Source organism: Aeromicrobium sp. REDSEA-S38_B2 (assembly GCF_001628525.1).
Classification (GTDB): Bacteria; Actinomycetota; Actinomycetes; order Propionibacteriales; family Nocardioidaceae; genus Aeromicrobium; species Aeromicrobium erythreum.
The window spans coordinates 1-17,876 of sequence record NZ_LUNH01000091.1 but is presented as its reverse complement, the minus strand read 5'-3'; the positions used below and the strand labels follow the sequence as shown (position 1 = coordinate 17,876).

General features: G+C 72.4%; 18 protein-coding genes and 2 pseudogenes. 6 read left to right on the top strand and 14 right to left on the bottom strand.

Annotation, left to right across the window (positions count from 1 at the left end):
- Positions 1–208: 208 nt before the first annotated feature.
- A complete protein-coding gene (locus A6Q81_RS15335) occupies positions 209–1,414 on the top strand; it encodes an MFS transporter (protein WP_286690996.1) in 1,206 nt (401 codons plus the stop codon).
- A 25-nt stretch (positions 1,415–1,439) separates the two neighbouring features.
- On the opposite strand, the gene A6Q81_RS15330 is transcribed toward A6Q81_RS15335, so the two are convergent.
- Positions 1,440–2,000, bottom strand: coding sequence for a TetR/AcrR family transcriptional regulator (locus A6Q81_RS15330; protein ID WP_067854912.1), 561 nt, complete (start codon positions 1,998–2,000; stop codon positions 1,440–1,442).
- 23 nt (positions 2,001–2,023) lie between these two features.
- Between A6Q81_RS15330 and A6Q81_RS15325 the strand changes: the two genes are divergently transcribed.
- Positions 2,024–3,235, top strand: a complete 1,212-nt coding sequence (locus A6Q81_RS15325; protein ID WP_286690995.1) for an MFS transporter — start codon at positions 2,024–2,026, stop codon at positions 3,233–3,235.
- Here A6Q81_RS15325 and A6Q81_RS15320 read toward each other — a convergent pair.
- From A6Q81_RS15320 to galK, 10 genes are all read right to left on the bottom strand, one after another.
- Positions 3,156–4,112, bottom strand: coding sequence for a sulfate/molybdate ABC transporter ATP-binding protein (locus A6Q81_RS15320; protein WP_286690994.1), 957 nt, complete (start codon positions 4,110–4,112; stop codon positions 3,156–3,158). The genes A6Q81_RS15325 and A6Q81_RS15320 overlap by 80 nt on opposite strands.
- A 13-nt stretch (positions 4,113–4,125) precedes the next feature.
- Positions 4,126–4,956 carry a sulfate ABC transporter permease gene (locus A6Q81_RS15315; RefSeq protein WP_067854921.1) on the bottom strand — a complete coding sequence of 277 codons (831 nt, stop codon included), beginning with the start codon at positions 4,954–4,956 and terminating at the stop codon, positions 4,126–4,128.
- Positions 4,949–5,794 carry a sulfate ABC transporter permease subunit CysT gene (gene cysT / locus A6Q81_RS15310; RefSeq protein WP_067854926.1) on the bottom strand — a complete coding sequence of 282 codons (846 nt, stop codon included), beginning with the start codon at positions 5,792–5,794 and terminating at the stop codon, positions 4,949–4,951. The genes A6Q81_RS15315 and cysT overlap by 8 nt, the downstream gene beginning before the upstream one ends.
- Positions 5,795–5,831: 37 nt before the next feature.
- Positions 5,832–6,914, bottom strand: coding sequence for a sulfate ABC transporter substrate-binding protein (locus A6Q81_RS15305; RefSeq protein ID WP_067854929.1), 1,083 nt, complete (start codon positions 6,912–6,914; stop codon positions 5,832–5,834).
- A gap of 169 nt (positions 6,915–7,083) precedes the next feature.
- Positions 7,084–7,947 carry a formyltetrahydrofolate deformylase gene (purU, locus tag A6Q81_RS15300; protein WP_067854932.1) on the bottom strand — a complete coding sequence of 288 codons (864 nt, stop codon included), beginning with the start codon at positions 7,945–7,947 and terminating at the stop codon, positions 7,084–7,086.
- Positions 7,948–7,957: 10 nt separating this feature from the next.
- Positions 7,958–9,493, bottom strand: a complete 1,536-nt coding sequence (locus A6Q81_RS15295; protein ID WP_317697578.1) for a DHA2 family efflux MFS transporter permease subunit — start codon at positions 9,491–9,493, stop codon at positions 7,958–7,960.
- A 150-nt stretch (positions 9,494–9,643) separates the two neighbouring features.
- A complete protein-coding gene (locus A6Q81_RS15290; protein ID WP_067854935.1) occupies positions 9,644–10,774 on the bottom strand; it encodes a GNAT family N-acetyltransferase in 1,131 nt (376 codons plus the stop codon).
- The gene (locus tag A6Q81_RS15285; protein ID WP_286690993.1) at positions 10,771–10,992 is read right to left on the bottom strand and encodes a hypothetical protein; all 222 of its coding nucleotides are present in this window, start codon (positions 10,990–10,992) and stop codon (positions 10,771–10,773) included. Before A6Q81_RS15285 ends, A6Q81_RS15290 begins: the two co-directional genes overlap by 4 nt.
- Positions 10,993–11,062: 70 nt before the next feature.
- Positions 11,063–11,908, bottom strand: coding sequence for a prephenate dehydratase (locus tag A6Q81_RS15280; protein WP_286690992.1), 846 nt, complete (start codon positions 11,906–11,908; stop codon positions 11,063–11,065).
- A gap of 23 nt (positions 11,909–11,931) precedes the next feature.
- Complete coding sequence (gene galK, locus A6Q81_RS15275) at positions 11,932–13,041, bottom strand: galactokinase (RefSeq protein ID WP_286690991.1); 1,110 nt, start codon at positions 13,039–13,041, stop codon at positions 11,932–11,934.
- A 52-nt stretch (positions 13,042–13,093) separates the two neighbouring features.
- On the opposite strand from galK, the gene trpS reads away from it, so the two are divergent.
- Both trpS and A6Q81_RS15265 read left to right on the top strand, forming a co-directional pair.
- Positions 13,094–14,107, top strand: a complete 1,014-nt coding sequence (gene trpS, locus A6Q81_RS15270; RefSeq protein ID WP_470207142.1) for a tryptophan--tRNA ligase — start codon at positions 13,094–13,096, stop codon at positions 14,105–14,107.
- Entirely contained in the window at positions 14,100–14,666 is a 567-nt protein-coding gene (locus A6Q81_RS15265) for a 2'-5' RNA ligase family protein (RefSeq protein ID WP_286690990.1), read from the top strand. The genes trpS and A6Q81_RS15265 overlap by 8 nt, the downstream gene beginning before the upstream one ends.
- Positions 14,667–14,684: 18 nt before the next feature.
- Here the strand turns inward: A6Q81_RS15265 and A6Q81_RS15260 are convergent, their stop codons facing one another.
- Positions 14,685–15,245, bottom strand: coding sequence for a TetR/AcrR family transcriptional regulator (locus tag A6Q81_RS15260; protein WP_067854963.1), 561 nt, complete (start codon positions 15,243–15,245; stop codon positions 14,685–14,687).
- 70 nt (positions 15,246–15,315) lie between these two features.
- On the opposite strand from A6Q81_RS15260, the gene A6Q81_RS15255 reads away from it, so the two are divergent.
- Entirely contained in the window at positions 15,316–15,882 is a 567-nt protein-coding gene (locus tag A6Q81_RS15255) for a dihydrofolate reductase family protein (RefSeq protein WP_286690989.1), read from the top strand.
- Positions 15,883–15,897: 15 nt separating this feature from the next.
- Here A6Q81_RS15255 and A6Q81_RS15250 read toward each other — a convergent pair whose 3' ends face one another.
- Positions 15,898–16,785, bottom strand: coding sequence for a LysR family transcriptional regulator (locus tag A6Q81_RS15250; RefSeq protein WP_286690988.1), 888 nt, complete (start codon positions 16,783–16,785; stop codon positions 15,898–15,900).
- Positions 16,786–16,937: 152 nt separating this feature from the next.
- On the opposite strand from A6Q81_RS15250, the pseudogene A6Q81_RS17330 reads away from it, so the two are divergent.
- A pseudogene (locus A6Q81_RS17330) lies at positions 16,938–17,360 on the top strand (succinate dehydrogenase/fumarate reductase transmembrane subunit); the annotation flags it as partial.
- Positions 17,361–17,531: 171 nt separating this feature from the next.
- Here the strand turns inward: A6Q81_RS17330 and ligD are convergent.
- Positions 17,532–17,858 (bottom strand): annotated as a pseudogene (gene ligD / locus A6Q81_RS17325) (non-homologous end-joining DNA ligase LigD); the annotation flags it as partial.
- Positions 17,859–17,876 lie beyond the last annotated feature (18 nt).

Below are 17,876 nucleotides of genomic sequence, written 5' to 3'. Positions count from 1 at the left end.
GGGTTGGCCCGCGCTGGGCCGTTGCCGGGTGGTCTCGATACGCGGCCACGGCGCTCCTTCGTCGCGCGTGGCCGCTACTCGACCAGCGGAGTGTCTCGCTGGACAAGTCGCCAGATACCTTCACGGCGCGGCGACGACGGGAGCAGCGTCCGCATGACGTCGCCCACACCGGGAACAACACGCCGAGGGGCGGTGCTTGGCTCTTCACGTGACTTCTTCCGTGGACCTGGCAGCGCCCGAGACGAGCACCCCGCGCGCCGCGCACGTGGGGCTGGCCATCATCTCCCTCGCGCTCGGCGGCTTCGCGATCGGCACGACCGAGTTCGTCACGATGGGTCTGCTCAAGGAGATCGCCGCCGGCATCGACGAGTCGATCCCCACCACCGGGCACGTGATCACCGCGTACGCGTTCGGCGTCGTGGTCGGTGCGCCCGTCATCGTGGCCCTCGGGGCGCGGCTCCCGCGCCGTGAGCTGGCGGTCGGCCTGATCCTCGCCCTGGGCGTCGGCAACGCGGTCACGGCGCTGGCGAGCGGCTACGTGCCCGTGCTCGCCGCACGCTTCCTCGCCGGCCTGCCCCACGGCGCGTACTTCGGCGTCGCCTCGCTCCTCGCCGCCTCGCTGGTGCCGCCACACCGCCGCGGTCGCGCGGTCAGCCGCGTCATGCTCGGTCTGTCCGTCGCCACCGTGGCCGGCGTGCCGGCCGCCACCTGGCTGGGCCAGGAGCTCGGCTGGCGGGCCGCCTACTGGGCGGTGGTCGTGCTGGCGGTGCTGGCTGCGGCGATGATGCTGCTCTTCGTGCCGCACCAGGCGGCCGACCGCACGGCCAGCATCCGCGGCGAGCTGTCGGCGCTCAAGCGTCCGCAGGTGCTGTTCGCCGTGTCCGCCGGCATGGTCGGCTTCGGGGGACTGTTCGCCATGTACAGCTACGTGGCGCCGATCGTCACCGACGTCACCGGCCTCGCGGACTCCTCGATCCCCTGGTTCCTCCTGGCCTTCGGCATCGGGTCGGTGCTCGGCTCGTGGCTGGCCGGACCGCTCGCCGACTGGGACGTCCCGCGGCTCGTGATCTGGGGCTTCGTGGCGACGATCGCCGTGCTCGTCGTCTTCCACCAGACGGCAGGGCTCGTCGTACCGGCCGCTCTCGGCATCTTCGCGATCGGTGCCCTCGGCAGCCTCGTGGCCATCGGCCTGCAGATCCGGCTCATGGACGCCGCAGGCGACGCGCAGATGCTCGGTGCAGCGCTCAACCACTCGGCGCTGAACATCGCCAACGGGCTGGGTGCCTGGCTGGGCGGCGTCGTCATCGCCGCCGGCTACGGGTACCGCGCCCCGAGCCTGGTCGGCGCCGCGCTGGCGGTCGCCGGGCTCCTGATCTTCCTGGCGGGCCTGCTGGCCCAGCGCCGCACCGTCTGACGCGACGGCGAGGGCCGCGGTCGGCTCAGGCCGCGCGCACGAGGGTGGCGGCGACGGCACGGGCGACGTCGGTGCTCCGTCCGGGGGTGCGCAGACGCATCGCGAGGTCGCCGGTGACCACCAGGAGGAGCTGCTCACCGAGCTGCTCCCCGCGACCAGGCGCGACCTCCTCGGCGAGCTCCGCCAGCCGGTCGCGCAGGTGCTCGGTCTCGAGCCGGAGTGCCGCGGCGAGCTCCGGCGGTGGCGACACGTGCTCCGCTGCGGTCCCGAGGAACGCGCACCACCGGGAGCCGAGCGGCCCGTGGCGGAACGTCTCGAGCGCATCGAAGACGGCGAGGAGCCTGGCCTGCGGCGTGGTCTGTCGCTCGACCGCGTCGTCCCAGGTCTGGGTCCACGCCCGGTGGCGACGTTCGAGTGCTGCCGCGAGCAGGGCCTCCTTGCTCGCGAAGCCTCGGTAGAGCGTGGCCGCGGAGACGCCGGCCCGGGCGAGGACTGCGTCGACCGGCGTCGCCGCCACGCCGCCCGTGAAGAACAGCTCGTCGGCGGCGTCGAGCAGCCGGGTCTCCGTCGAGGTGCGCAGGGCCATAGAGCCAGCCTAGACTCACGAAAGTGAAACGTACGTTTTCGTTATCCGTCCTGCTCGTGCCCGGCGGTCTCGCCCTCGTGGCCGCGACCTACGGTCTCGTCCGGCTCGCGACCGGGCTCTACCTGCCCGACGTCCAGGACGAGCTCGGACTGGGCACCGCGGCCGCGGGACTGGTGTCGAGCGGCGCCTCGCTGGCCTACTGCCTCGGCGCGCTCCTGGGGCTGGTGCTCGCCACGCGGCGGGCCCGCACGCTCGTCGTCGTCGCCGCGCTGACGGCCGGGGGAGGGGCCCTCGGGCTCTCGGTCGCCCCGGACGCCCCGACGTTCGCCGTCCTCGCGGTCTCCGCCTCGGTGGGCGCCGGGGTGGTGTCGCCGGCGCTCGTGGAGGTCCTGCGACGCGACCCGGTCGTGGCGGGCGACCCGTCCGCGCAGTCGACGGTCAACGCCGGCACCGGGCCGGGGCTCGTCGTGGCCGGCGCGCTGGCCCTCACGCTGCTCCCGGACTGGCGCGCGGCGTGGGCGTGGTCGGGTCTGCTCACGTTCGCCGTCGCGGCGCTCGTGCTCCTGGCCGCGCGGGGTGGAGGGACGGGGGAGCAGGCCCCGAGCGTGACGTTGCCGCGCTCCTGGTGGTCGGCGCACCGGCGCGTGGTGGCCGCCAGCCTGCTCCTCGGTGCCGGTTCCGCTGCGGTGTGGAGCTACGGTCGCGTGGTGGTCCTCGAGGCGGGTGGAGGGACCACCACGTCGGTCGTCGCCTGGATCGCGCTGGGCGTGGGCGGGACCGCCGTCGTCGCCACCGCAGGCCGGCTGGGCCGGCGCTCTCCACGCACCGCGTGGGCACTCACCTGCGGCGTCACCGCGGCCGCGACGCTCGCGCTCGGGCTGGGGTCCGGCTCGGCGGTCGTCGCCGTCGTCGCGTGCGCGGTGTTCGGGTGGGGCTTCGTCGCCGCCACGGGCGCACTCATCGCCTGGACGCTCGACGTCGACCAGGGGCGCGGGGCGTCGGGGACGGCGCTGCTGTTCGTCGTGCTCGTGCTCGGTCAGGCCCTCGGCTCGGCCCTCGCGGGCGCCCTCGTGGGCGGCGTCGGGCACGAGGCGGCGTTCGCGGCTGCCGCCTGCCTGACCGCGGTCGGCGCGGTCGTGGCGGTGCCGGTGCGGGTCAGGAGGCCCCGGGCCGCAGGCGCAGCCACACCCGGTCGCCCTCGTGCAGCCCGAGGGCCGTCGCGTCCGTGCGGGTGAGGCTGACGAGCACCGGGCCCGGCTGGCGGGCGTCCTCGGGCGTGACCTCCAGGCGCACCTCGAACCCGATCCGCGTCCAGCGGGTGATCGTGCCCACCGTGACCGCCGCCTGCTCGTAGCGCGAGATCTCGATGTCGTGCGGGCGCACCAGGTGGTCGCCGAGCCTGGTCACGGGACCGAGGAAGGACAGCACGAAGTCGCTCGCCGGCTTGTCGTAGAGGTCGTCGGGCGTGCCGACCTGCTCGATGCGGCCGTCGTTGATCACCACGATCGAGTCGGCCACCTCGAGCGCCTCCTCCTGGTCGTGCGTGACGAACACCGTGGTCACGTGCATCTCGTCGTGCAGGCGGCGCAGCCAGTCCCGCAGCTCCTTGCGGACCTTCGCGTCGAGCGCGCCGAACGGCTCGTCGAGCAGCAGCACCGACGGCTCGATGGCGAGGGCGCGAGCCAGTGCCATGCGCTGACGTTGTCCGCCCGAGAGCTGCGTCGGGCGACGGTCCGCGAACTGCTCGAGGTGCACGAGCCGCAGCAGCTCATCGACCTTGGCCTCGACCTCGGCCTTCGGGCGCTTGCGGATCTCCAGGCCGAACGACACGTTGCGTCGCACGCTGAGGTGCTTGAACGCGGCGTAGTGCTGGAAGACGAACCCGACGTTGCGCTTCTGCACGGGCACGCCGGTGGTGTCGACGCCCTCGATGACGACCGAGCCGGAGTCGGCGCTCTCCAGGCCGGCGATGATCCGCAGCAGCGTGGTCTTGCCGCCACCGCTCGGTCCGAGCAGGGCGGTGAGCTGGCCGGTGGGGATCGACAGGTCGACGTCGTCGAGCGCGACGAAGTCGCCGAACCGCTTGCTGACGCCTGCGACCTCGATGCTCATGGGGCCTTCCCTCTCAGTGGCGGTCCGCGCGGGAGCGCAGGACCTGGACGACGACGATGCAGACGACGGAGACGCTGGCGAGCAGGAACGCGATCGCGTAGGCGCCCTCGACGTCGAAGTTGAGGTACTTCTCCTCCACGGCCAGCGTGGCGGTCCGGGTCTCGCCGAGGACGTTGCCCGACACGACCTTGACGGCGCCGAACTCACCGAGCGAACGGGCGAGGGTCAGCACGACGCCGTAGACGACCGCCCAGCGGATGCCCGGCAGGGTGATCCGCCAGAAGGTCTGCCAGGGGTTGGCGCCGAGCGAGCGGGCGGCCTGCTCCTGCTCGGTGCCGATCTCGCGCAGCACCGGCACGACCTCGCGGATGACGAGTGGCAGGGAGACGAACGCCGTCGCCATGACGATGCCGGGCGTGGAGAAGATGACCTGGAAGCCCCAGCCCTCGAGCGTGGGGCCGAACCACCCGCCGCGCCCGCCGTAGACGAGCACGAGGGCCAGACCGATGACGATCGGCGAGACGGAGAGCGGCAGGTCGAGCGCGGCGCTGAGCAGACGCTTGCCCGGGAACTCGGTGCGCACCAGCAGCAGCGACATGCTGACGCCGAACACGAGGTTGATGGCCGTCGCGCAGAGGGCGGCGACGGCGGTGAGCTGCAGTGCCGCCACCATGTCGGGGTCCTCGAACAGGCCGCGCAACGACGTCAGGCCGTCGGCGAACGTGTTGGTCACGACGAGCGCGACCGGCCAGACCACGAGCAGTGCGAGGTACACGACCGCGACGACGCGCAGCAGGTAGGTGACCGGGCCACGGGGGTGGCGGGTCGTCCGAGCGTCAGCCACGGTCGCTGATCCTCCTCTGCAGCAGGTCGAGCACGACGATGGTCGCCAGCGAGACGAGCAGCAGCAGGGTCGCGATGGACGCGGCGGCCTCGGGGTTGTCGTTCTCGATCGCGCTCAGGATGCGCACGGACGCCACCTCGGAGGTGAAGGGCAGGTTGCCCGACAGCAGCACGAGCGACCCGTACTCGCCCACGGCCCGCGCGAACGACAGCGCCGCGCCTGCGGTGATGGCCGGCGCGAGGCTGGGCAGGATGACGCGGCGGAACGTGGTGAACCGGCTCGCGCCGAGCGACGCGGCGGCTTCCTCGACCTCGAGGTCGAGCTCCTCCAGCACGGGCTGGACCATGCGGACCACGAACGGCAGCGTCACGAACAGGAACGCCAGGTACACCGACGCTCCGGAGTTCGCGACGTTGATGCCGAGCGGGCTGTCGTCCTTGCCGTAGAGCGACAGGAGCACGAGCCCGGCCACGATCGTCGGCAGGGCGAACGGGATGTCGATGACCACCTCGAGCACCCCCTTGCCGGGGAACCGGTCGCGGACGAGCACCCAGGCGATGACGGTGCCGACGACGACGTTCACGGCGGTCACGGCGACGGCGGCCTCGAGCGTCAGCACGATGGCCGAGCGGGTCTGCGCGTTGGTGATCGCCCGCCAGAAGTTCGCCCAGCCGCCCTCGGACGCGGTGATGACGACCGCGCAGAGGGGGATGAGGACGAGCAGGCTGAACCACAGCATCGAGATGCCGAGGCCGAGCCCGGACGTGCGGGTGAGGGTGCTCGGCAGCGCCGGCCGGAAGCGTGCCGGCCGGCGCTGCGCCGGTGCGGTGGAGGTCATGCCGTCCTGAGGGTCGTCGGTGCGGTCGGGCCGGGCGTTACTGCGAGGCCTTGCCGGACTTCGCGATGGCCTCGGTGACGATGCCGACGGGCGCGCCGTCCTTGCCGTCGCCGAAGAGCTTGTCCTTCACGCCGCTCCAGTCGTGCCCGCCGAAGTCGTCGGCGAGGGTCAGGAGGTTCTTGACCTTCGGGAACGGGTCGGAAGCGTCGGCGGCACCCTTGATGTCGGAGGCCTTCAGGCCCACGGCGGACAGGTCGGCGACGCCGGGCTGCTCCTCGTTGAGGGGGCGGAAGCCCTTGAGCGCGAACTCGCGCTGGCCGGTCTTGCCGAGCACGAAGTCGAGCCACGGCTCGGTCGCCGGGACGTGCTTCTTCAGCACGGCGCCGGGGTTCTCGATCAGCACGGTGGTGTCGGGGATGACGTAGTCGAAGCCCTGGCCGTTCTGGTTCGCCAGGATGGCCTCGTTCTCGTAGGCCAGGAGCACGTCGCCCGTGCCGCCCAGGAAGCTCTGGGTGGCGTCGCGACCGCTGTTGGTCAGCGACACCACGTTCTTGAAGAGCTTGTCGACGTACGCGGTGGCCTCGGCGTCGCTGCCGCCCTGGCTGGTCACGCTGCCCCACGCGGCGAGCGCGTTCCAGCGGGCCGCGCCGGAGGAGGCGGGGTTGGCCGTGACGATCTTCACGCCGGGCTTGACCAGGTCGTCCCAGCCCTGGATGTTCTTGGGGTTGCCCTTGCGGACGCCGAGCACGACCACCGAGGTCGAGACGATGCCCTGGTTGGGGCCGTCGTCCCAGGTCTTGTCGACGAGGCCCGCGTCGACCAGGCGGTCGACGTCGGTCGCGACGGACAGGTGGACGTAGTCGGCGGGCAGGCCATCGGCCACCGCGCGGCTCTGGTCGCCGGACGCGCCGTAGGAGGTCTTGAACGAGACGCCCTTGCCCTCGGGCGTCTCCTCGAACTTCTCGGCGATCGCCTTGTTGGCCGCCTCGGGGACCGCGAAGCCGACGATCTTGATCGTGTCGGCGCTGCTGGAGCCACCCGACCCGCAGGCGCTGAGCACCAGGGCGGAGGCGGCCGCGAGCGCGGCGGCGGTCGTCAGTCGGCGGCGGAGCGTCGTCATGGAGTCGTCCTCGGGTCTCGGGCGCACCCTCGGGGGTGGTGCGTCGAGGTACGACGGTAGGCGTCCGGGACCGCGCTGCACGCAGGTCTCATCATGTGGACCCCGAGGTCGGGGAGTGAGACGGACGGCCAGAGCCGCGCGCTGGGCGCGGCCCGGCCCTTGCGGCGGGTCAGGCGAAGACGACGGTGCGTGGTCCGTTCATCAGCACGCGCGACTCGGCGTGCAGGCGCACCGCGCGCGAGAGCGTCTGGGCCTCGACGTCGCGGCCCACGCGGGCCAGGTCGGCGGGCGCCATGCGGTGGTCGACGCGCTGGACGCCCTGCTCGATGATCGGGCCCTCATCGAGGTCGGCGGTGACGTAGTGGGCCGTCGCGCCGATCAGCTTGACGCCGCGGGCGTGGGCCTGGTGGTAGGGGCGCGCGCCCTTGAAGCTGGGCAGGAAGCTGTGGTGGATGTTGATGGCTCGCCCCGCCAGCGAGCGGCAGAGGTCGTCGCTGAGGATCTGCATGTACCGCGCGAGCACCACGAGGTCGACCTCCAGGTCCTCGACGAGAGAGAGCACCTGCGCCTCCACGTCGGCCTTCGTCTCCCGGGTGACCGGCAGGTGGTGGAACGGCACGTCGTACGCGTCGGCGAGCCGCTCGAGGTCGCGGTGGTTCGACACCACGGCGGGCACCTCGATGTTGAGGGAGCCGGAGCTCTGCCGGTAGAGCAGGTCGTTCAGGCAGTGGCCCTCCTTGGAGACCATCACGAGGGTGCGCGCCGGCCGCTCGGCCTCGACGAGCCGGAACTGCATGTCCAGCTCGGCGGCGACCTGCCCGAAGCCGTCCGCGAGCGCCGCGGTCTGTGCGTCCGAGCCGAAGTCGACGTGCAGGCGCAGGAAGAACTCGCCCGACCCGTCGTCGGCCGGCTGCTCCGTGTACTGCTGGGAGTCGAGGATGTTGCCGCCGGCCTCGTGGATCCACCGGGTCACGGCGTACACGAGCCCCGGCCGGTCCGGGCAGGACAGCGTCAGGACGTGGGTGCTGGTCACCCGCCGCAGTCTAGGCAGCGGGTGCGGCCTGCGCGGGGGCGGTGGCCGGGGCGGTGCCCTGGTGGCGCGGGCGCTCGAACAGCAGCACGACGACCAGTCCGACGACGAACGCGGCGGCCGGCAGCCAGAAGGCCTCCGACATCGCCCGCGAGAAGGCCTCGGCCACCGGCGCGGGCATGCTCGCGGAGCCACCGGTCGCGGACTGGAACGCGCTCGCGTCGCCCTGCAGGCCGTTGGCGGCCAGGCGCGATCCGATGAGCGCGGCGACGGCGGCGCTGCCGAGGGCCGCGGCCACCTGGCGCGTCGTGTTGTAGACGCCGGCACCGGCGCCGGCCGACGACATCGGCAGGTTCCGCGTGGCCGTGGCGCTCAGCGGGGCCCAGAGGAACGCGTTGGACACACCGAAGAGCGCCATGGGCAGCAGCAGCTGCCACGCGGGCGTCGTCGGGTCGACGAGGCTGCCGAGCCAGCGCATGGCCACCGCGGCGGTGCCGAAGCCCACGAGCGTCAGCAGACGCGGGTGGACGCGGTCGGACAGCTTGCCCACCACGGGCGAGAGGAGCAGCAGCACCACGGCCATGGGCGTCATGAAGAGCGCCGACTCGGTCGGGCTCCAGCCGCGGGCGCCCTGCGCGTAGAACATGAACGGCAGGCTCATGGCGGTGATGGCGAGCGAGACCATGGCGATGGCGACGTTGCCGACCGAGAAGTTGCGGTCGCGGAACAGCCCGAGCGGCACGAGCGGCTCGCGGCGCACGCGCGCCTGCCAGGCGACGAACAGGCCGAGCACGACGACCCCGAGCGCGATGAGCAGCGGGACGCTGATCGGCCCGGTGATGGTGCCCCAGTCGTACCGCTCGCCCTCTTGGATGCCGAAGACGAGCAGGAACATGCCGGCGGCGCTGAGCGCGACGCCGAGCCAGTCGATGGTGTGGGCGTGCGTCTCGAGCACGGGCACCAGACGGACGGCGAGGACGAAGCCGACGAGACCGACCGGGATGTTGACGAAGAAGATCCACTCCCAGCCGGCGGCGTCGACGAGCACGCCGCCGAGGATCGGGCCGACGAGCGTCGCGACGCCCGCGGTGGCGCCCCAGAGCGCCATGGCGCTGCCGCGCTTGGCGGCCGGGAACGTGCGGGTGATGACCGCCATGGTCTGCGGCGTGAGGAGCGACGCGCCGATCCCCTGCACCACGCGGGCGGCGATGAGCCCGCCGATCGAGTCCGTCAGCCCGCACCACAGGGAAGCCAGGGTGAAGATGGTCAGGCCGAGCAGGTAGACGTTCTTCGGCCCGAAGCGGTCGCCGAGACGTCCGGTGACCAGCAGCGGCACGGCGTAGGCGAGCAGGTAGGCGCTCGTGACCCAGATGCCGCTGTTGTAGTCGGTGCGCAGGTCCTCGATGATCGCCGGCGTCGCCACCGACACGATCGTGTTGTCGACGAGGATCATGAAGAACCCGATGACCATCGCCCAGAGGGCGGGCCAGGGGGACGGCGTCGTCGAGGAGGTGGCGCCGGGCTGCTGCGGCTCGCTCAGTTGGGTCACGCAACCAGTGTGCCGTCGTGTGCCGACAGAAGCAGCGCCAGTGGCCGACGTCTCACTCGCACTGACGGAGCACGCCGACGCAGCAGCGGGCCGCGACGCCTGCGTCCAGCCAGCCCAGTCCAGGCCGGTCCAACCCAGGCCGCAGGTCGGCTACCGCAGGTCGTCGGCGAGCAGGTCGTAGGAGACGAGGTCGTCGAGCGTGTCGTCGCCCAGCATCTCGGCCTGGCGCTCCACCCCGAGCCGACGGAACCCGGACCGCTCGGCCACGCGGTTGCTGGCCACGTTGCCCGCGGCGGCCAGCAGGCTGAGTCGGTGCAGCCCGGGGCCGTCGGGCGAGAACGCCCAGTGCGTGACCGCCTCCACAGCCTCGCCCACGAGTCCGCGACCGCGCGCATCGGGGTGCGCCCAGTAGCCCACCTCGGCCGTGCCGGGGTTCACGCCGCCGAGGTGCATGAGCGTCACGAGAGCGACGAGGTCGTCGGAGACGGGGTCGGCCACGGCCCAGGTGATCTTCTCCCCGGTCGCGGAGCGCCACGTGCAGTCGGCCACGAAGGCGCGGGCCACCTCGGGCGTGTAGGGGTGCGGCAGCGTCCGCAGCCAGTGCCGCGTGGTCGGGTCGGAGCACGCCTGCGCCACGCGGTGCGCGTCGGTCTCCACGAGCGGTCGCAGCTGCAGGCGGTCGGTCCTGAGCCTCGGCGCGTCCTGCCACGGCCGGCGGGCGTAGGGCGCGTCGCCGAAGCGCAGCACGGCCGTCCAGGCGTCGAGCGTACGGCCGCGCTCGTGCAGCAGGGCGGGTGCGGTGCCCACCAGCTCGAAGCCGCAGGCGTGCGCGACCCGCAGGGACGCCTCGTTGCCCACGTGGGCCCGCCAGTGCACCGCCTCGATCCCGGCCTCGGTGAAGCCGTGGTCGACGGCGAGCCGCACGGCGGCGGTCATGATGCCGCGACCTCGCGCCCACGGGTGGAGCGTGAAGCCGATGTCGGCGACGGGGCCGCCGCGCACGTCGACGTTCCCGGCGAAGCGCGGACGTCCGTCGTCGTCCTCGGCCTCCACGACCCACATGCGGGCGGTGCCCTCGTCCCAGGCGCGGGCGCCGACGTGCAGGGCGAACTGCTCGCTCATCTCCCGCGTGTTCGGGATCGGCACGGCGGTCCAGCGCTGCATGGCGGGGTCCTGCGTCATCTCCCACATCGGCTCGACGTCGGCCGGGGTGGCCGCGCGCAGCGTGACGACGCCGTCGGTCAGCACCGGGACCGACAGCGGGAACGGCAGCCCGTTCACCGCGCGCGCAGGATGTCGAGGATCTCGTCGAGCTTGGCGCCGTGCTCGTCCAGGGTCCGGGTGTGGTCGGCGAGGGTCCGGGTGTGGTCGGCGAGGGTCCGGGTGTGCTCGGCGAGGGTGCCCGTGTGACCGTCGACCGTCGAACGGATCTCCGAGACGATCTCGTACAGGTCGTCGACGTCGTTGCGCAGCTGGCTCACGCGGTCCGGCGGGGTCATGCGGCCACGCTACTGCGCGTGCACGCCCACGACCAAGGCCTTCGTGGCCGACCTGTGGACGGGCGCGACCTCAGCGCTGCTCGGCGCGGAACGGGTCGGCCGCGTACACGCCGAGCACGCGCGTCTCGGTGGTGAAGAAGCCGAGCTCCTCCAGGGCCCGAGCCACGTGCGGGTCGTCGGGGTGCCCGTCGACCTCGGCGAGGAACTGGGTGGCCGTGAACTCCCCGCCGACCATGTAGCTCTCGAGCTTCGTCATGTTGACGCCGTTCGTGGCGAACCCGCCGAGTGCCTTGTAGAGGGCGGCGGGGAGGTTGCGGACGTTGAAGATGAAGGTGGTGACGACGGGGCCCGCCCCCTGGGGTGCGCGCACCGGCTCGCGGGACAGCTCCACGAAGCGCGTGGTGTTGTGGTCCTCGTCCTCGACGTCTGCGGCGAGGATGTCGAGGCCGTAGATCTCGGCCGCGAGCGGCGGCGCGATGGCGGCGGAGGTGACGTCGGCGGCCTCGGCGATCTCGCGCGCGGCCCCGGCGGTGTCACCGGAGACGATCGGGGTCCATCCGTGCTGGCCGATGATCTTGCGGCACTGCCCGAGCGCGTGCACGTGGCTGTGCACGGTGCGCACGGTCTCCAGCGTCGTGCCCGGGACGCCCATGACCATGAACTGGATGCGCAGGAAGTGCTCGCCGACGATGTGCAGCCCCGACGTCGGCAGGAAGTGGTGGATGTCGGCGACCCGGCCGGCGATCGAGTTGTCGATCGGGATCATGGCGAGGTCGGCGTCGCCGCCCGTGACCGCCGCGAACACGTCCTCGAACGACGCGCAGGCCACGGCCTCGGCGTCGGGGTGGTGCTGCTGGCAGACGATGTGGGAGTTCGCGCCGGGCTCTCCCTGGTACGCGATGCGGCGGACGGTCACGCGCCCAGTGTGGCACCGCCGCGTCAGGCGGTGCGGTGGGCTCCTGCTGCGGCCCGGACGGCGAAGACCTCCGGTGCCCTCCACCCCAGCGCGTCGTAGCGCTGCTCCACCAGCTCGCGCACGGCGCGCGCCTTGGTCTGGGGGACGAGCGCGATGGCCGACCCGCCGAACCCGCCTCCGGTCATGCGCGCCCCCAGGGCCCCGCCCTCGACGGCCGCCTCGACCGCGACGTCGAGCTCGGTGCAGCTGACCTCGAAGTCGTCGCGCAGCGAGACGTGCGAGGCGGTGAGGATGGTGCCGAGCTGCTCGAAGTCGTTCTCGCCGAGCGTCCGCAACGCCGCCTTGACCCGCGCGGTCTCGGTGAAGACGTGCTGGGTGCGGCGGCGCAGCACCGGGTCCTCCAGGCGGACGAGGGCGTCGAGCCCGGCCTTCGCGAGGTGCTCGAGGCCGAGCTCGGTGGCAGCCCGCTCGCACTCCTCGCGCCGCTCGCCGTACCCGCCGCCGACGTTCGAGTGGTCGACGCCGGTCGCGACGACGAGGAGCGCGAGGTCGGCGGTGGCGAGGTCGAACGGCACCCGCGTCGGATCGTCGTCGGACAGCGGGTCGGTGACCACCGCCTCGCCTGCTCGCCCGAACGTGACGGCGAGCTGGTCCATGAGTCCGGTGGGCGCCCCCACGAAGTCGTTCTCGGCGCGCTGCGCGAGGCGCGCCACCTCCAGCGGCGCGACGTCGAGGTCGGCGACGTCGGCCAGCGCCGAGACGACCCCCACGGTGAGTGCCGCCGACGAGGAGAGTCCGGAGCCCAGCGGCAGGGTCGACTCGAGCACCAGGTCGACGCCCGGCAGCGGGCCCGCGGTCCCGAGCGCCCAGACGGCGCCCGCCGGGTAGGCGGCCCAGTCGTCGGCCGACACCGTGCCGTCGTCGGGTGCGACGTCGGTGCGGAAGGTCGCGCGCTCGCGGGTGCCGTCGGGCAGCGTGCTCCAGACGTTGACCGCGTCGTCGTCGCGGCGGCGGACCTTCACCGTGAGGAAGCGGTCGATCGCGAACGGCACCGAGGGACCGCCGTTGTAGTCGAGGTGCTCCCCGATGAGGTTGACCCGACCCGGAACCTGCCACGTGCGTACGTCGCTCACGGCCCCGAGCCTAGGACCTGTCCCGCGAGGAGCCACTGGCACAATGCACAGCATGTCCAGCAGCACCCGTCCACGCTCGCTGTCCGGCATCCAGCCGACGGCCGAGTCGTTCCACCTCGGGAACTACCTGGGAGCGGTGCGGCAGTGGGTCGGCCTGCAGGAGGACCACGACGCGTTCTACTTCATCGCCGACCTGCACGCCCTGACGGTGCAGCCCGACCCGGCGCAGCTGCGCGCGCGGGTGCACCGCTCGGCCGCCCAGCTGCTGGCCGCCGGCGTCGACCCCGAGCGGTCGGCCCTGTTCTGCCAGAGCCACGTGCCGGAGCACACCCAGCTGGCGTGGGTCTTCAACTGCCTCACGGGCTTCGGCGAGGCGGGCCGCATGACCCAGTTCAAGGACAAGAGCGCGAAGGCGGGCGCCGACAAGGCGAGCGTCGGGCTGTTCACGTACCCGATCCTGCAGGCCGCCGACATCCTGCTCTACAACCCGCACCACGTGCCGGTGGGCGAGGACCAGCGCCAGCACCTCGAGCTGTCGCGCAACCTCGCGCAGCGCTTCAACCACCACTACGGCGAGACGTTCCGCCAGCCCGAGGCCTACATCGTCAAGGGCACCGCCAAGATCGCCGACCTGCAGGACCCGACCGCGAAGATGAGCAAGTCGGCGTCGTCGCCGAACGGCATCGTCGACCTGCTGGACGACCCGAAGAAGGCGGCCAAGAAGATCCGCTCGGCGGTCACGGACTCCGGCGACACGATCCGCTACGACCCGGAGGGCCAGCCGGGGATCGCGAACCTGCTCACGCTGTTCGCGACGGTGGCGGGCACGACCGTCGACGACGTGGTCGCGCAGTTCGAGGGCCAGCAGTACGGGCACCTGAAGGTCGCCCTCGCCGACCTCGTGGCCGACCTCGTGAGCGGTTTCGGCGAGCGCACCCGCGCCTACCTCGACGACCCCGCCGAGCTCGACCGCGTGCTCGCCGCGGGGGCGGCCCGCGCCCGCGAGGTTGCGGCGCCGGTGGTGGTGGACGTGTACGACAAGGTCGGGCTCGTCCGCGGTGTCTGACCCCTGCCTGGAGGGCGTGACGTCGCAGGACGGCGCGCTGACCTTCGGTGTCGCGATCGCCGTCCCGGAGCCGTTCGGCGAGCGGCTGCGCGCCCATAGGGCGTCGTTCGGCGACCCTGCGGCCGCGCAGATCCCCAGCCACATCACGCTGCTGCCCCCCGACCAGGTCACCGAGGACGGGCTCGACGACCTCGCGGCGCGGCTCGAGCACGTGGCCGCCCGGACGGCTCCGTTCGAGGTGACGCTGCAGGGCACCGGCACGTTCCGGCCCGTCTCGCCCGTGGTCTTCGTGGCGGTCAGCCGCGGCATCGCGGAGGCGGGGGTCCTCGCGGCCGACCTGCGGGCCGCGCTCGACGCGCCGGAGCCGCTGTTCCCCTTCCACCCCCACGTGACGGTGGCGCACCACCTCGACGACGCCGCCCTCGACCACGCCTACGCGACGCTCGAGGACTTCGGCTGCGACTTCGACGTCACCGAGGTCGCGCTCTACCTGCACCGCGAGGGCGAGGGGTGGTCGACCCACCGCACGTTCGCGCTCGAGGGACCGCGCCCCGGCTGAGCCCGACGGTCCGGCGTCTCAGCGCAGGATGCGGTCGACCAGCTCCTCGATCGCGGTCTCGAGCGGCACGCCGGTGTCGAGCGGCACGGTCAGCTGGTCCAGCACCAGGCCGTCGACGGCGTGGTGGAGCAGGGCGAGCTCCGTGCGTCCGCCGGGCAGGCCGGCCTCGGCGTTGAAGACGACGTCGTCCTCGAAGGCGCGCTGTCGCCAGGCGCCGAGGGTCGCGGCGACGTGGGGTCGCCGCGCGGCCTCCAGGCGCAGCTCGAAGAGCGCCAGCGCCACGTGCGGGTCGGCGCGGAGTCGTCGCACGACGTCGCGCACGTAGGCGGTGAACAGGGCGCGGTCGGCCGGGGCGTCTCCTCGCACGGCCTCGGCGTCGGGCGTGAGGCGCTCGCCGATGCGCTCGACCAGGGCCGCGACGAGGTCGTCGCGGCGGGGGAAGTAGTTCGACGCCGTCCCGACCGGAAGGCCGGCGGCCCTGTCGACGGCACGGTGGGTGAGTCCCCGCGCGCCCTCCTGTGCGAGCACGCGGATCCCGGCGTCGGCGAGCGCGGCACGGCGGTGGTCGTTGCGGGGCACGGGACCACCCTAGCGACACCACGACACCTGTCGTACTCTGACCACGACAGGTGTCGTGATAGGAGGACAGGTGCGAGAGCTCGTCTACTACGTGGCCGTCAGTGTCGACGGCTTCATCGCCGATGTCGACGGCGGCTTCGATGCGTTCATGGTCGAGGGCGACCACGAGTCCGTCGTGCTGCAGGAGTACGCCGACGCCCTCCCCGCCCACGCGCACGCCGCTCTGGGCACCGAGCCGCCGGGGACGCGGTTCGACACCGTCGTCATGGGGTGGAACACCCTGCGGCCCGCGCTCGACGTGGGGATCGCGAGCCCCTACCCGCACCTGCACCAGGTCGTGGCGAGCCGCGGTGGACGGACGGTCGACCCGACGCTCGCGCTCGTGCGCGACCCCGTGGCCTGCGTGCGCGAGCTCAAGGCCGGCGACGGGCTCGACGTCTGGCTGTGCGGCGGGGGCCGGCTGGCGGGCGCACTGCTCCCCGAGATCGATCGCCTCGTCCTGAAGCGTCACCCTGTCGTGCTCGGAGCCGGGATCCCGTTGTTCGGCGGGGTCACCGCCGGCGCCGCGCGCTTCACCCCGACCCGGCTGCGCCCGTTCGAGTCGGGCGTCGTGGTGGAGGAGTATGCACGCCGCTGAGGCCCGTGAGGCCGGTCAAGGCTGCACGCCCTCCTGCAGCGAGAGCAACAGCTCGTCGTGGAAGGCGAGTGCCGCGAGCTGCAGGGTGTCGCGGCGGTGCGCCAGGGCGATGTGCCGGTCGAGCGAGGGGTTGCGCAGGGCCACCGGTCGCAGCCCCGGCCGGTTCGCCAGCACCATCTCCGGCACCACCGCGTACCCGAGCCCTGCCTCGACGAAGCGGAGCACGGACAGCATCTCCCCGCCCTCGACCGACACCTGCGGCGTGAACCCGGCGGCGGCGCAGGCGGCGAGCGTCGTCTCGCGCAGGTCGTAGCCGGTGCGGAACATCACGAGCGGCAGGTCGCGCAGGGCACCCACGTCGACGGCGTCCGGCAGGGCGTCGTCGACGGGCGCCGCGAGCACCAGCCGGTCGCGCCGCAGCAGCACGGTCTCGAGGTCGGGCCGCTCCTCCGACAGCGGCGTGATGAGCAGGGCGACGTCGAGCCGACCCTGGGCGAGCTCGTGGGTGAGCACCCGCGACCCGCTCTCGTGCACCTCCAGCTCGATCAAGGGGTGCGACTCGTGGAACCGGGTCAGGACCTCGGGGAGCAGGCCGTCGCAGATCGACGGGGTGGCGCCGAGGCGCACCCGCCCGCGCCGCAGGCCGGCCACCTCGTGGACGGCCCGTCGGGCCGACTCGACGTCGATGAGGATGCGCTCGGCGTGGGGGAGGAGCGCCTCGCCGGCGCTGGTCAGCTCGATGCCGCCGGGCTGCCGCACGAACAGCGGGGTGCCGAGGGAGTTCTCCAGCACGCGGACCTGCTTGGACAGGCTGGGCTGGGCGACGCCGACCTCGGCTGCCGCGCGGGTGAAGTTGCGCGTACGCGCCACCGCGACGAAGTAGGAGAGCTGCTGGAACTGCACGATCCCCAGCCTACTCCTCGATAGCCGCAGGCTATGAAGGTTGGCCTCATCATGACTTAGCGCTTAGGTAAGAATCGCGTTAACGTCGGATCGTGGCCACTACTCTGACTCGCGCGTCGGCGCGCAGGTCGACCGTCGTGCTCAAGTACACGATGGCCGTGTCCGGGCTGATCATGCTCGGCTACCTGCTCGTCCACATGTACGGCAACCTCAAGTTCTTCCAGGGGCAGGAGTACTTCGACTCCTACCTCGAGGGCCTGGAGGACATCTTCTACCCCTACCTGCCGCACGGCGGGGCCCTGTGGATCCTCCGCGTGGTGCTCCTCGCGTCGCTCGTCGCGCACGTCTACTGCGCGATCACGCTCTGGCGGCGCAACAAGGTGGCGGCGGGCTACACCGGTGGCAAGCGCTACCACTCCAAGCAGAACCGCACGGGCATCCAGCGCTCCTACGCGTCGTTCACGATGCGCTGGGGCGGCGTGATCCTGCTGCTGTTCATCATCGGCCACCTCGCCCAGATGCTGCCGAACTGGCTCGCCCCCGGCGGACCGTCGGACAGCAAGTACGAGCGCGTCGTCAACGGGTTCGAGATCTGGTGGGTCGTCCTGCTGTACACGATCGGCCTCGTCGCGGTCGGCCCACTCCAGCAGCGGCGTGATGTCCCAGCCGCTCTCGTCGATGCGCTCGTGCAGGTCGCCCAGCTCGGCGAAACGCTGCGGCACGGTGAAGATCGTGAAGTCGCGCGGGTCCGCATCGTCGACCTCGTCCCAGCGGATGGGGGTGGAGACCCGGGCGTCGGGGAGGCCGCGGACCGAGTACGCCGCGGCGATGGTGTGGTCGCGGGCGTTCTGGTTGTAGTCGACGAAGACCTGCGAGGGGTCGCGGTCCTTCGTCCACCACGTGGTGGTGACGTCGTCGCTGCGGCGCTCGACCTCGCGCGCGAAGGCCAGCGCCGCCCGGCGTACGTCCTTGAAACCGTGGTCGGGACGGATGCGGACGTAGACGTGCAGTCCCTTGGAGCCGCTGGTCTTCGGGAATCCCTCGACGCCGAGCTGGTCGAGGACCTCGTGCACGACGTGGGCGACCCGCTG

What these genes read in the sequence shown, in the direction of transcription:
- A6Q81_RS15330 (WP_067854912.1), bottom strand. Translation starts at nt 2,000, where the DNA reads ATGGCCCTGCGCACCTCGACGGAGACCCGGCTGCTCGACGCCGCCGAC.
- A6Q81_RS15320 (WP_286690994.1), bottom strand. Translation starts at nt 4,112, where the DNA reads ATGAGCATCGAGGTCGCAGGCGTCAGCAAGCGGTTCGGCGACTTCGTC.
- cysT (WP_067854926.1), bottom strand. Translation starts at nt 5,794, where the DNA reads ATGACCTCCACCGCACCGGCGCAGCGCCGGCCGGCACGCTTCCGGCCG.
- A6Q81_RS15305 (WP_067854929.1), bottom strand. Translation starts at nt 6,914, where the DNA reads ATGACGACGCTCCGCCGCCGACTGACGACCGCCGCCGCGCTCGCGGCC.
- A6Q81_RS15285 (WP_286690993.1), bottom strand. Translation starts at nt 10,992, where the DNA reads ATGACCCCGCCGGACCGCGTGAGCCAGCTGCGCAACGACGTCGACGAC.
- trpS (WP_470207142.1), top strand. Translation starts at nt 13,094, where the DNA reads ATGTCCAGCAGCACCCGTCCACGCTCGCTGTCCGGCATCCAGCCGACG.